Consider the following 15,755-nt stretch of genomic DNA (forward strand, 5'->3'; position numbering starts at 1 on the left):
TTTTGCGGCAGTGCCATTTGTAAAGGGGATGAAGATTTTTATGAAAGAAGCCCGTCATATTAGAAAAAAAGTACTTTCTGACATAGAAAGCGGCATCATTTCTTTGGAAGAAGGAGTAAAGCGGATACAGCAGCTTGGTTCTCATTCCGCAGGGGGTAACGGACAGGCGATATATTATCAGACGGTCTGGCAGCGGACAGATCTCAGCATTCATGTAAAAGGCGGCCGACGTGAGGGCAGCCTTTTATTATTTGATAAAAATGAAATTGTGAGAAATGAACTTGCTGCATTGCATGATACAAGGATTATTTTGGTTAAGCCGGGGAAAGAGTTTCGAAAAACCGGGGACGGTGTATTTGAAATCGACCCCCGCTCTGAAAGAGATTACATAAACCTGTTAGGATGGCTTATAGAAGAAGAGAAGTCAGATATACGGGAAGCGGTGCATTTGTGGTCAGACATGCCGTTTGAAAAGACAGAGAGAGCGATTCGTGAACAATGCGACAGCGGAGTCTATTCTTTGTTTTTACTGCAACAGGCGCTCTTCAAAAATAACTGCCGCAAACCGATCAAGCTGTTATACGGATATTTTTCGCATCTTTCCGGAGAACAGCCTCTTTACGCGGCGGCAAGCGGATTTTTGCGGACATTGCAGCTGGAAAATCCGTTAATCTCAGCAAAAAGCATTGAAATGGAGCAGTCAATAGCAGCCGTTCACGCAGCTGATATCATACGCAATGAGCTGAGTGATTTCCAGCCTTCAGATGTAGAGATCCGTTATAAAGACATGCAGCGTTATGTTAAACAGCTCAAAACGTATGAACCCGAAAAAAATTCCGGAAGCGGAGATGTGCCGCTGAGAGAAAATGGAGTATATATTATCGCAGGAGGCGCGGGCGGATTAGGATTTACCTTTGCAGAATATTTGGCTTTTCAAACAAAATGCTGCCTTGTTTTAACAGGAAGATCTCCGCTTTCAGATCATATAAGAAAACAGCTGAGACGATTGGAGGATGCCGGTTCTTCAGCTGTTTATGTTCAGGCTGATATTACCAATAAGGAAGAAGCCGATTATGTAGTCAAAAAAGCCAAAACTTTTTATGGAAAAGTAAACGGGGTCATTCAGGGCGCGGGAATCATCCGTGACTCTTTCCTTCTTAACAAGTCACGAGAGGAATTCGATCAGGTAATCAAACCGAAAGTATTGGGTACGATGTGGCTGAATGATGCTGTTGAGAAAGAAAATCCTGACTTTTTCATTTGCTTCTCCTCTACTTCCGCAGTGTTGGGAAATGTCGGGCAATCTGATTACGCGTTCGGAAACAGTTATATGGATCATTTCATGAATATGCGTTCTGCCCAGGATTCTGATACGATTTCTCTCTCTCTGAACTGGCCGCTGTGGAAAGAAGTCGGCATGCAAGTGGATGAGCGCACGGTAGAGACAATGAAAAAGGCGGGTTTTTATCCTTTAGAAAAAGAAGAAGGTAAAGAAGCGTTTGCAGTCGCATTGTCCTCCGGTTTTTCGCAATTTACTGTATTTTACGGAGATGAGCAAATTGACAATCATGTTCATCAATTATATGAACGAAAAGACAATATTCCGGCAGATGAAGGAACAGGGAGAAATATCGAATCATTTGATTCAGAGAAACTGACAGCTGAAACATCTGATTTTATTATAAAAATGATTGCTGCAGAATTCAGGATGCCTGCGGACAAAATAGATGCAGAAGAGGCATTGGAAAAATACGGACTTGATTCCGTTATGATTATCAATATGACGAATGAGCTTGAAAAACATTTCGGCGCGCTCTCAAAAACGCTGTTATTCGAATATCAGACTGCGGCAGAATTGTCACAGTATTTCGTTGAGGAGCACAGGGATACTCTTCTTCATAAACTCCGGTTAGGAGAAAACGGGAGCAGCACCCCATCTCAGAAGAAAAAAGACAATAAACAGACAGCCGAAGTTAACGGGAAACAGAAAATCCAGATGAAAAATCAGGTGCAGCAGCAGGAGAAGTATCATGACAATGATATCGCGATTATCGGTATCAGCGGACGTTACCCGATGGCAAATGATCTTGATACTCTGTGGGAAAACTTATTGAACGGTAAAGACTGTATAACTGAGATACCTAAGGATCGGTGGGATTCGGGGCTGCACTATCAGCCCGCAGCGGGCGATGAAGTAAAAAACCAAAGCAAATGGGGGGGATTTATTGACGATGTGTATCATTTTGATCCGTTGTTCTTTAATATTTCTCCTGCCGAAGCTGAATTAATTGATCCGCAGGAGAGACTGTTTTTAGAGACGGTTTGGCACACCATAGAAGATGCGGGGTATGCAAAGAAAACGCTTGAAAGAAAAAACGTCGGTGTTTTTGCAGGGGTTATGTACGGCCAATATCAGCTGTACAGCGTTGGTCACGAAGCGGCCGTTTCTTCCTCATATGCATCAATCGCCAACCGGGTATCCTACTTCTTTAATTTCAGCGGGCCAAGTATTGCTTTGGACACGATGTGTTCCTCATCATTAACGGCTGTTCATTTTGCCTGTGAAAGTTTAATCAGGAATGAATGTGAAATTGCAATTGCAGGAGGCGTCAATTTATCCATTCATCCTCATAAATATGAACTCCTGACCCAAGGCGGATTTTTATCCAGTGATGGCCGGTGCAGAAGCTTCGGTTCCGGAGGAGACGGCTATGTGCCGGGAGAAGGGACAGGTGCCGTGCTGCTGAAACCTGTAAAAAAGGCTATTGCGGACGGTGATCAGATTTATTCAGTTATTAAGGCAACAGCCATCAACCACGGTGCTAAGACGAATGGATATACCGTGCCGAATCCCAAAGCTCAAAGTGAGGTCATTACGAGAGCCTTAAAAAAAGGATTTATTGATCCAAAAAGCATCAGCTATATAGAAGCTCACGGAACAGGCACCGCGTTAGGAGATCCGATTGAAATCACCGGTCTGACCAGAGCATTTTCAGGTGCCGAACGCGATAAGAAAACATGCGCGATCGGGTCGATTAAATCAAATATCGGACATCTTGAGGCTGCTGCAGGCATAGCGGGCATTACGAAAGTTATTCTTCAAATGAAATATAAAACGATTGTTCCGTCACTGACTCATTCTGCTGAATTGAATGAAAATATACCGTTTCAAAAAACACCTTTTTATGTACCGGACAGTGCCGAAAAATGGGAGTCATCCGTTCCCAGGCGTGCCGGAATCAGTTCTTTCGGGGCAGGAGGAGCTAATGCCCATGTTATTTTAGAAGAATTTGCGGATGAAGCTATCTCTCCTCTCGCGGCTGAAGAACCTGAACAGCTTTTATTTGTTTTTTCTGCAAAAAATGCCGACAGGCTGGAAGAATATGCAAAACGCGCAAAAGAACATATAGCAGCCAGAGATTATCCATTAGAAACACTTAGAAATACAGCATTTACTTTACAAACCGGCAGAGAAGAAATGCCGCACAGATTGGCTGTTATCGCCTCCACAAGAGATGAATTGCTTAAAAGACTGACAGACTATATTGTCGGAAACGCGACGGATCATATTTTTATAAGCGGCAAAGACACAACAGAAGCTCAAAGGATGAACAAAGCTGAAATTGAAGAAGCAGCCGCAAACAGGGATCTTTTGAAGATTGCTGAATACTGGGTTGGCGGTAACGGGGTAGATTGGCCGTCACTTTATAAAGATGTCACTTTGAGACGGGTATCAGCACCCGGATATCCATTTGCCAAAGAGCTGTGCAGAATAGATGCGCAAAATATGGGAAGCCGCCGGATGAACGTTAATAACGATTTGCATCCTTACATTTCATGCAATATATCTGATTTTAAAGCACAGAAGTTTCTTATCAATGTAAGCGATACCGGTTTGTATATAAAAACAAAGTATCAAGACAAGGAAATGTTTCCGTTTCTCAGCCAGATTGAAATGGCGAGAGCTGCCGGAGCGATGGCTTCAGGGAATCCGATTATTAAATTAACAGAGCTCTCCTTTAGAGAACCGATGTTACAAAGCGGAAGCAATGAGCAGATTCAGATTGTATTAACCCAGGATAATCAGGGTGCATCGTATTCTATAGAAAAACAGAGCGACTCATCCATTTATTCCTCAGGGCGGCTCGACTTAGAAGGCGGGGCGTACGAGAACGGAAATATTCATCTTGAGCCGTTTCTGTCTCAGCGCGCAGACCGCATACCGTACGAAGCGTTTTATCAGCGGCTTGCCGAATTCGGATACAGCTGCAATGACAGTCTGAAAGCGGCAGAGCACTGCGTCAGCAGGAACGGACAGGTGCTTTTAAAGATAAAAGCAAAGGCCGGGCCGAAAGGGTGCATAATCAAACCGGAAGTTATTGAGAGCGTATATCAAGCCGTCATATACCTTGCGGGGGAAAATGCCGGAGAGCTCCCGGAAAACATTAAAGAATGTACGATTTTTGATCATGAGACTGAACCCGTTTATGTATATGCAGAACAAACTGGAGAAAGCGATTCGGCTTATGATGTGTATGTATTAGACAATACCGGCGGGATTTTGATGGAACTGAGCGGGCTGGTTTTTGGCGAAAAGCCTAATAAAAATGTACGTTTTTATGAGCATAAGTGGAATCAAAAAAACCCTCTGATTGAAATCAAAGATAGGGAGCCAAAAACAATTCTGGTCTTTGCAAAAGATGAAGCACTGGCTGGAGCTCTGAAAAATCAATCAGACAGCCGTGTCATTCTCGTCACGCCGGATCAGCGGCAGATCGATCAAAATCTGCTGACATTCTATGTAAACCCGGAAGTGACGTCAGATTACATTCGTTTATTCGAAGAATTAGAGAAAAAGGGGTTTTCTCCTGATGTCATCTTGCACACGGGAGAAACATTTTATGCGGGTGACCGCCTTCTCAGCGGCCTGGAATCAATTTTTTATTTATTAAAAGCCCTGAGCGCCCGCAGTGACGCCTCTCTTTATCTTCATTCTTTGCTTCTTGTTCACTCTTTTAAAGAAGGCGTGAATGATCCGTATACGGGCGCTCTTGCAGGCTGTTTAAAAACGGCGAATATGTTGGTGCCATCCGCAGAGAATGTGAAGTCAATCGGTTTTTCAGAACGTATATCAATTGAAAAAATGGCTGAATTTTGTCTTAACGAAATGGTTTCAGGCGTGGAACGGCAGGCTGAAGAAGTTAAATATATCAATGACAAGAGGTATGTTAAGACATTAAAGGAGTATGTGTTCAATCATACAGAGCACTCTCATCAGCTGAAACAGGAAGGGATTTACCTCATAACGGGCGGTTTGGGCGGTCTGGGCCTGATTTTCGCAAAATATTTGGCCTCTCAATATCAAGCAAAATTAGTATTGACGGGAAGGTCACCGTTAACTGCTGATAAACGCCATAACATTGACCGGCTGCAGGCGCTTGGAGGAGATGCGGTATATTATCAAGCTGATGCCGCAGATCAAAAGACGATGGGACGGGTCATAGAAGAAACGAAACGGACTTGGGGCTCCATTCAAGGCGTTATTCATTCAGCTGGTCATGCCGATGATCGGTTATTTACAGAGATGAATCTGGCTGATTTTTCAGATGGCATGACTGCTAAAATTGAAGGCACGGTATGTTTAGATGAATTAACGAAAGCTGAGCCGCTTGATTTCTTTATCGTATTTTCTTCTATTTCTTCGGTCTTCGGAGATTTTGGACAGGTTAACTATGCGTTGGGCAATTATTTTCAAGATCAATATATAAATTGGAGATCCGAACAGAGCCGCCGGCAAGAGAGACAAGGCAAGAGCATTTCGATTAACTGGCCGTTGTGGCGTAAAGGCGGAATGCATTTAAACAAAGAAGCTGAAGAAGCATATCTTTCCGCATCCGGGTTTGATTATTTGGAAACGGAAGAAGGGATAGCGGCTTTTGAGACGATTTTGGCAAGTGACTGTCCGCAAATTTCGGTTGTTACCGGGGATGCCGAAACGACACCAACAAAAAAAGATCTGCCGCATCAAAAAGTAAATACGCTTCCGGTTCGTCAAGAGGAAATTTCTTATACAGCACCGGCTTATACAGACAATGTCCTGGAAGAACTGAAGCAAATGGTATCGGAATTATTGAAAATTAACATTGAACAGCTGGATACGGCAGAGAATTTCGGCAATCTCGGCTTTGATTCTATCAGTTTGAAAACATTAGCTGTCCGACTGAATAAAAAATACAAGCTTAAGCTGACACCTGCCGTTTTCTTTACTTACAGCCATATTAAGTCTCTTTCAGAATTTCTAAACAGTGAACTGCGTACTGTTGCAAAAGGGAATACAGATGCAGAAAAAAACATTTCTGAAAAAAGGAAAGTAGTGCACGCTGGGAAAACCGCCGGGAAAACCGTGAAGCCGCCGCGAAGTTTTCCGTTTGAAAAAAAGACAACAAGACAGGCTGACCATCATCCAGAGAAGCAGCCAGTTGCCATTATCGGGATGAGTTGTGTTTTTCCGGGATCAAAAAATGCAGATGAGTTTTGGATCAATTTAATCAATGAAAAAGATTTGATTCAGGAAATTCCCCCGGATCGCTGGGATTGGAAAAAATACGCCGAAGGCAAAGGAAGCAGCGAAGTACATTCGAAATGGGGCGGCTTTATCACAGATGCCGATAAATTCGATGAGGCGTTTTTCAATATTAATCCGCGGGAAGCAGAACTCATGGATCCTCAGCACAGAATTTATTTGCAGGAAACCTGGAAAGCGATAGAAGATGCGGGTTACAAAGCTTCAAAGCTGTCTGGCAAAAATATCGGGGTGTTTACGGGCATTCAATTTAATGATTACCGCCAGCTGCTGATGAGGCATTCGGACGGGGCGCATGCGTTTGCGGGAACCGGAAACAGCCAGGCGCTCATCAGCAATCGTGTATCCCACTATTTTAATTTCAGAGGTCCGAGTGAGTCCATTGATACAGCCTGCTCAAGCAGTCTTGCAGCAATCCACAGAGCTGTGCGCTCGATTCAAAATGGCGAAAGTGAGCTGGCGGTAGCAGGCGGGGTTTCGCTGCTCTTAGATCCAGTCACGCATATGTATACTGATAAACTCGGTATTTTGTCTAGGGACGGCCGGTGTAAGACGTTTGATAAACTTGCCGACGGTTATGTCCGCGGTGAAGGTGCAGCTGTTCTGTTATTGAAACCATTGCAAGCGGCAATGAATGACAGAGACAATATTTACGGAGTCCTGAGAGGAACCGGAGAAAATCACGGAGGAAGATCTGCTTCATTGACCGCTCCGAACCCGGAAGCTCAGGCTGAACTGTTAACGTCTGTTTACAAAAATGCCGATATTCCTGTTGATACGATATCTTATATTGAAGCACACGGAACCGGGACAGAACTGGGAGATCCGATTGAGATTGAAGGCTTGAAAAAAGCGTTTGGATCTTTTGAGCCGCATCCAGGAAAGAATCATGACCAATATTGCGGCATCGGTTCAGTAAAAACGAATATCGGTCATTTAGAGCCCGCCTCTGGAATGCCGGGGCTGATTAAAGTATTACTATCCATGAAGTATAAAACATTGCCTGCCACACTTCATGTCAAGGAGCTGAACCCTTACATTCAATTAAGCGGAACACCGTTTCATATTGTCAATAAAACGATGAAGTGGGCCAGATTAAAAGATCGAAAAGGAAATGAAATTCCGCGCCGTGCCGGAGTCAGTTCCTTCGGATTCGGCGGGGCAAATGCTCATGTCCTTGTGGAAGAATTTGAATACGGACAAGATAAAGCAGTAACTGCCGAGCGGGAACAAATCATTGTTCTATCGGCCAAAACAAAGGAAAGGCTGATGGTTAAAGCCAAAGAGTTAACAACATTTTTACATGAAGAACGATCAGTTCAATTCAGTCAGCAAGAGGTGCAGGAACGTGATTTACAAGAGGCGGTTCGGGAAGCGGCAGCGGGTATCCTGCGTTTAGATACCGCAGATATAGATGCAAAGACACCTTTTTCGGAATTCGGATTTGATCCGTTGGCTTATTCCGAATTAATCTCTTTTATAAACCAAATGTACGGCACAGAAATATCACTTGACATATTTCAGGAATTAAAGACACTGAGCGAGCTGTGCCGCTATATCAGCAGCATCCGGAATCGATCAGCTGATAAACCGCATAACGGCAATTTTAGAGAAAAGTCCGGATTCGGTCTTGAAGAAATAGCATATACGCTGCAAACCGGAAGGGAACCATTTGAATGCCGCCTTGCGATCACTTGCTCGAATACAGGAGATCTCCTTGAAAAATTAAACGGTTACATCCAGGGGAGCAGGCTGCAAGGTGTTTACGAAGGAAATATAACGGATTTTGATAGTCTGTACGCTCCTTTATTCGGCGGCCCCGAAGGTCATGCATATGTTCAATCACTAATTCAGCAAAACAAGCCGGCCAAACTGGCTCAGTTGTGGACGATCGGTTGTGAAATCAGCTGGGAAGACTTGTATGAGGAGGAACTCAAACCGATTAAACTGTCTCTTCCTCTCTATCCTTTCAGTAAGAACAGACATTGGATTCATTTAAATAAAGATGAAGCGCAGAAGGCTGAGGCTTTCTCGAACACTGAGCTTCACAACTCAAATAAAGATACAGCAGATGGAGAAATCATGTCGCTTCTTGAAAAAGCACAAACAGGTGAGATGAATACGAAAGAGACGTCAGAGCTGATAGAGGAGTTGCTTTTCCATGAATGAAAAAACGATGCAAATTGAGCAAATCGTGAAAAAGGTGAAAGAATGCAGCCTGACGCCTGAAGAAGGGCTGGAATTCATTAAGAGCTTGGGGAAAACCCATCTATATGAAATGGTATGGGATAGACATGAATTTAAAGGTAGTAAAAAATTCCCGCATACGAAAGAGCCAATTTTATTTTTTTGCGAAGACGACAGCATGTATACCGTAATGAAGAGACAGCTTGAAGGTTATGAGGCGCCTTTCATTTACGTGACTTCCGGCGAGCGTTTCGAAGATTGCCGGAACGGTCGTTTTACAATGAACTTTGCAAAAGGTGAGGATTATGATGCGTTATGCGGGGTTCTGCGTTCTCAAAATATAAGACCCCGCCATATTATTCATTTTTTGGCTGCCGGGCTCTTCAAAAATACAGAAGATGCAATGAGAAAGCAGCTCAATAAAAGTCTGTATTCCTTGTTTCAAATGTTTCAGGCCTTCATGGCGAACAAACTTTGTCCGAAAGCTGAGATTTTGTACCTGTATGAAAATACCGAGGGCGAGGTTCAGCCGATTTATAACGCGGTTGAAAGTTTTCTTAAGACCGTACAGGCCGAAAATCCGAATTTCACATGTAAGGCTGCAGAGCTGAAATCAATGTTTGACGAGCCGTTTACAAAGCAGCATGTTGCAGATGTCATCTCTTTTGAATGGAACAATCAATGTAAAACGGACCACTTTACCTGCTATGAGCCGAGGCATTATTATAAAAGGCAGCTTCAAAGAGTAAAAAAAGAAGATGGGGAGAAACATAGTTTCAGTGTAAAAAAGAACGGTGTGTATTTAATTACGGGAGGAGCCGGCGGTCTCGGGTATCTGTTTGCTGAATATCTGGCGAAACAGGCAGAAGTCAAGCTGGTATTAACCGGGCGTTCCCCGGCCTCCAGTGAAACGGCGCAAAAATTGAGCGCTCTTGAAAATCTTGGCGCTGAAGCCTTATATGTCCCGGCAGATATTTCAAAGGAAAAAGAGACGGACGCTTTGATTAAGCACATTAAGCAGACATTCGGAGAATTAAACGGAATTTTGCACAGTGCCGGACTTGTTAAGGATGCATTTATCATAAAAAAAACGAAAGAAAGCATAGAAGAAGTTATAGCGCCTAAAGTATTCGGAACCGTTTGGCTGGATAAAGCAGCTGAAGAAGAGCCTCTTGATTTCTTCGTTATGTTTTCATCCCTTTCGGCCGTTCTGCCTAATGCGGGTCAAAGCGACTACGCCTTCGCTAACGGATGTATGGATGGATTCACTCAGTATCGAAGCATTAAAGGACGTCCCGGGAAAACACTTTCTATTAATTGGCCGTTATGGGATGCGGGCAATATGACAGTCGGGCCGGGAGAGCTGCAAGCTTTAAGACATGCAGGGCTGGAACTTTTATCCGCCCAAGCAGGGCTTGCCGCTTTTCAGGACAGTATGAGCCGCTCTGCTTCTCAGCTGGCTGTTATCAGCGGAGACAAAGATAGAATAAGTGAATTACTCTCAACTGATCATAAAGAAATAGAGACTGTGCCTGAAAACAACAGTAATCTGCCGCAATTAAATGAAAGGGATCTGAAAAAACAAACGGTTCGTCTTTTGACAGAGATTGTCGGTGCGGAAACGGGAAGACCGGCGGACAGTATTTTACCCGAGGATACGTTTGACCGTTACGGAATTGATTCTCTAACGATTTTAGGTCTTAACTCCCGTCTGGAAAAATATTTTGGAAGAGTGTCTAAGACTCTTTTCTTTGAATACAGCAGTGTTGAAGAGCTGTCAGAGTATTTTCTTGAACACTATCATCATGAGTTGAAGAAGGCGTTTTTACCGGCAGCCGAACAGCGAATTGATCATTCGGCGCCGGCGAAACGGGAGAAGCTTTCCGTTTCCCGCATACCATCCGAACCTTCCGAGGAAGATATTGCAATTATCGGTATAGCCGGCCGCTACCCGATGGCGAAGGATGTGGAACAGTTTTGGGAAAATATTTCTTCCGGAAAAGATTGTATAACGGAAATACCGAAAGAGCGCTGGGATTTTCGGAAATATTATCACACAGGTGACAATGCCCGTCATGACAGCAAATGGGGAGGTTTTATAAAAGACGCTGATAAATTCGATCCGCTGTTCTTCTCAATTTCGCCCCATGATGCCGAGTTAATTGATCCTCAGGAACGGTTATTTTTAGAGACAGCGTGGCACACGTTTGAAGATGCGGGTTACACAAAGAAAAAGTTGAAACGGCATAAGACAGGTGTATTTGTCGGTGTCACCTACAGCCACTATCAGTTATTTGCAGCCGGTGCTTCAGATGATGAGGAACGTCAGGCGCTCTTGTCTTCTTATTCGTCTATCGCAAACCGGGTGTCATATTTCTTTGACCTGCACGGACCCAGCCTTGCAATTGATACAATGTGTTCTTCTTCACTTTCTGCTGTTCATTTTGCATGTGAAAGTATAAAAAGGGGAGAATCCACCCTCGCTATTGCCGGAGGAGTGAATTTATCCTTACACCCTGATAAATATACTTTGCTTTCACAAAATCATTTTGTTTCAAGCGATGGGCGCTGCAGAAGCTTTGGAGCGGGAGGAGACGGATATGTGCCGGGAGAAGGAGTCGGGGCCGTTCTTTTGAAATCGCTTTCTGCCGCGAAGGCTGACGGGGACAGGATTTACGGTGTGATTAAGGGAACATCTGTAAATCACGGCGGAAAAACAAACGGATACACTGTGCCAAATCCGGGCGAGCAGGCAAACGTCATCAGTGAAACTCTTGATAAGGCGGGGATTGATGCAGACAGCATAAGTTATATTGAAGCGCATGGCACCGGGACATCTTTGGGAGACCCGATTGAAATTTCAGGATTAACCAAAGCTTTGCACAGCTCGAAAAGCGATTATCGTTGTGCAATTGGTTCGGTTAAGTCAAATATCGGACACCTAGAGGCTGCGGCGGGAATTGCTTCTATTACAAAAGTGCTGATGCAAATGAAGTATAAACAGCTTGCTCCTTCCCTTCATTCCGATCACTTAAATCCTAATATTGATTTTGGGGAAACACCGTTTTACGTGCAGTCTGAACTGACCGATTGGGAGACGCCGCAAAATCAAGCCAGAAGGTCAGGCATCAGTTCTTTCGGCGCTGGAGGATCTAATGCCCACATTATCATCGAAGAGTATAAGAATGAAGAAAAGATGGAAACGGTACAGAGCAACAAGACGCAAATTATTCTGCTTTCTGCCAAAAATGAAGAACGGCTCAGACTCTTGATTGATGCATATATAAATGAACTGGGGCCAAAAACGTCACTAGCTGATGCTGCGTACACCTCGCAGACCGGGAGAAACGCTATGGAAGAGCGGCTCGCTGTTGAGGTTAGCAGCATTGACGACCTTCGCAATAAGCTTACGATGTATTTGCGGTCAGATCATAAGTTAAACGGTTTATATAGGGGAAAGGCCCGCCGAGGCTCTGGTCAAAAGGATGCCCTGTCAGCCGCTCACTTTAATAGTGCAAGAGAAATGGCCATTCACTGGGTGAACGGAGGAGACGTTCGATGGGAAGAGATGTACACTGCGGAATTGCCGAAGCTTATCTCTCTTCCCGCATATCCTTTTGAACGGAACAGATATTGGGTGCCTGCCGCAAAAGCAGCACAGAAACAGAAAAAAACAGGTGTACCGCAAAGTTTGCCACACGCACCGACTGACTTATCATTTGATGTATTTAAAAAATCGTGGAAAAAACAAAAGGCTGCGCCCTCCGCTTTTACGAAAGGACAGGTGATGATCCTGGCTAATAGTGAAAGTGAGCGGCTTGCATTCGAATTGTTTGATTCAGACCCTATGATTGAAGCCGCTGTCATTTGCGCAGATAACTGGGATCATTCGGATGGGGAAGCCAAAAAAACGGCTCTAGCGGTCATAGAAGAAAATCCGGAAATCATCGGCATGATTGACCTGTCAGATTTCCGGAGTGATCAAAACGGGGCACGCACCGGCACAATCGGGAAGCTGACACTGCTGCAGGAAATCATAAAGACACGTAAACAGCTTTTCGTTTTACATGTGACCAGAGGGCTGCAGACATTTCTGAATGACAAGCCGTCGTTAGCCGGAGCCGAAACAGCCGGACTATATAAAATGCTGAGTGCGGAGTATCAAAAGATAAAATCAAAAACAATAGATGTAGACGGGTATGTCGGGACTGCGGCGGAACTGAGACAGATAATCACAGATGAAGCTTGCGCTGACGGGCTGTATAGTGAAATCTGCTACCGGAACGGTGAACGTTATATTCCATACGTCGAGAAATTACATGCAGCGGAAATAAACCGGAAACTATCCGGTCTGCCAGTATGCCGTACGGATCAAACCCTGGTTATTACAGGGGGAACAAGAGGGATCGGAGCAGAACTTGCCAGACATTATGCCGGCAAGGGAGTCAAAAAACTTGTGTTGATGGGAGTAACCGACCTTCCGGAATCTGATAAAATAGCCGGCATGTTAAAAGACACCGATGAAAAGTCACCTCTTTATTCGAAATTACAACTGCTGCATGAGTTGGATCAAATGGGAGTTCAAGTAGAAGTGTATTCCGGGCCGCTCACGGAAAAAGAAACATTACAACGCTTCTTTTCAGAGGTGAGACTGAAGTTCGGCAAAATCGGCGGGGTGATTCATTGCGCTGGTGCAGCCAATCATTCGAATCCGGCTTTTATTCATAAATCTGATCAAGAAATAAGAGAAGTATTTGAGCCAAAGGTACAGGGGATGCAGGTACTTCATGACATTTTTATTGATGACAAACTTGATTTCTTCATTTTGTTTTCATCTGTTGCGAGCGCCTTTCCTTTATTAGGCGCCGGAACAAGTGACTATGCCGCGGCGAACGCTTTTATGGATTACTTTGCGGCGTATCAGCATGCAGCCGGCAGAACATATTATCAATCAATTAACTGGCCGAGCTGGAAGGACATTGGGATGGGCGAGGTGACAAGTCCATCATATCAGGCACTTGGTTTACTTTCACACTCAACAGAATCAGGTATTGCCATGCTGGATGAAATGATGACGATAAACGGATACCCCTGCCTTATACCGGCAAAGACACATCCGGAGAAATTCATGCTGCAGCAGCTGCTTCAGACAAGAATTCAAGCTGCTAAAAATAACCCGGATGCTGAGGAAAAAGTGATTTCTGGTCAGGGAGACAATGAATCCATTATCAGGAAGTTAATGGAGATCTTTTCCGCGGAGCTGAAAATACCTTACGAGAATTTAGATCATGATACGTCTTTTGCGGATTACGGAGTTGATTCAATCTTACTGGTTCAGCTTGTCAAAAAAGCGGAAGATGCATTTCAAATAAAAATTGAACCTTCAGCTTTTCTGGAGTATCCGAGTTTTTCACAACTGGCCGTCTATTTAAACGAATTATTTGCAAGTGAGGGGATCAGTCCTCAAATTGATTCGGAAAACATTGAGGTTCGGAAAAAAGAGCAACATATAAATCAAAATGCTTCCGAAATACGGGACAACGGATCACAAATACAACAAACCAGTCTGAACCAAATCGCTATTATCGGAATGAGCTGTGAGTTTCCGGATGCTCCGGACACAGAAACGTTCTGGACAAATTTGAAGAAAGGACAAAATAGTGTCCGCGAAGTCCCGGCGTCGCGATGGGATATTTCTTCATACTACTCTGACACCTATGAAAAGGGAAAAAGTATCAGTAAGTGGGGCGGATTTCTTCAAGATATTGAGTCTTTCGATCCCGCGTTTTTTAATATGAACAAAAGTGAGGCATCAGAGCTTGATCCGTTAATCAAAAAATGCCTTGAGGTCAGCGTCCAGACATTGAGAGACGGCGGCTATACAAAAGAAGAAGTATCAAACAAAGAAGTCGGCGTCTTCATCGGTTCGCGGACCGGGACGTTTATGTCCAAAATAGGTTCCCCTTCAAAAAATACGATCGTGGGTATAGGACAAAATTTCATAGGCGCGCATATCTCACACTTTTTTAATCTGAAAGGACCGAATCTGGTTGTAGACACGGCTTGTTCTTCTTCATTGGTCAGCGTCCATCTCGCTTGTCAAAGCCTGATGTCAAAAGAGTCAGATATGGCGATTGCGGGCGGAGTTGACATTTTGCTGGATCAAAAGCCTTACGTCATGCTGAGTGAGGCTCGGGCGCTTTCACCTGAAGGAAAATGTCATACATTTGATGAGAAGGCAGATGGCTTTGTACCGGGAGAGGGATGCGGCGCAGTCCTTTTGAAAAGACTTGATGACGCCCTTGCCGAAGGTGACAGAATTTACGCGGTAATTGACTCATCCGCGGTTAATAATGACGGACAGACAATGGGAATGACAACACCTAATCCGAAAGCGCAAAGCGCAGTGATAAAAAAAGCCCTGAAAAAAGGCGGAATTGATGAAGATACTCTCAGTTATGTCGAGACGCATGGCACCGGTACGATGATAGGAGATCCGATTGAATTAAAAGCGCTGACAGAAGTGTTCCGGGAGGTTACGGAAGAAAGGCAATTTTGCGGAGTAGGCAGCGTAAAAACGAATTTCGGACATTTAATGAGCGCAGCGGGGATAGCGAGTATTATAAAGGTTGCCTTATCCATAAAAAATCAGATGCTCCCGCCGACATTACATTGTAAAACGCCAAATCCGCGTTTTAAATTTGATCAATCGCCATTCTTTCCTAACACGTCTTTAAAAGAATGGCGTCCCAGAAAAGGGGTTTTGAGAGCTGGAATCAGTTCTTTTGGATTCGGGGGCACGAACGCACATATGATATTGAGCGACAGCCATCTCACATTAGGATATGGAGAGACAAAAAGACACCCGCTTTCTCCGGTTATATTCAATAAGGAACAATGCTGGATCGACAATGGAGAAACTCCAGAAAAGGAAGAGTCAGAATTGCTGATTCCTTTACTTGATTTCAAAGAATTATAAAGAAAA

2 protein-coding genes are annotated in these 15,755 nt (G+C 44.1%); both read left to right on the top strand.

Annotated features, from left to right (window positions below; translation table 11 throughout):
• The first annotated feature begins 40 nt into the window (after nt 1-40).
• Nucleotides 41-8,752 (top strand): type I polyketide synthase, encoded by an 8,712-nt coding sequence (locus tag NYE50_RS08195; RefSeq protein ID WP_159354113.1) that lies wholly within the window; start codon nt 41-43, stop codon nt 8,750-8,752.
• Nucleotides 8,745-15,749: an SDR family NAD(P)-dependent oxidoreductase gene (locus NYE50_RS08200; protein ID WP_159354114.1), complete on the top strand. Its 7,005-nt coding sequence runs from the start codon at nt 8,745-8,747 to the stop codon at nt 15,747-15,749. Before NYE50_RS08195 ends, NYE50_RS08200 begins: the two co-directional genes overlap by 8 nt.
• Nucleotides 15,750-15,755: the final 6 nt, after the last annotated feature.

It is taken from the genome of Bacillus sp. EU55 (genome assembly GCF_038005925.1).
GTDB classification, from domain to species: Bacteria; Bacillota; Bacilli; order Bacillales; family Bacillaceae; genus Bacillus; species Bacillus velezensis.

What these genes read in the sequence shown, in the direction of transcription:
- NYE50_RS08195 (WP_159354113.1), top strand. Translation starts at nt 41, where the DNA reads ATGAAAGAAGCCCGTCATATTAGAAAAAAAGTACTTTCTGACATAGAA.
- NYE50_RS08200 (WP_159354114.1), top strand. Translation starts at nt 8,745, where the DNA reads ATGAATGAAAAAACGATGCAAATTGAGCAAATCGTGAAAAAGGTGAAA.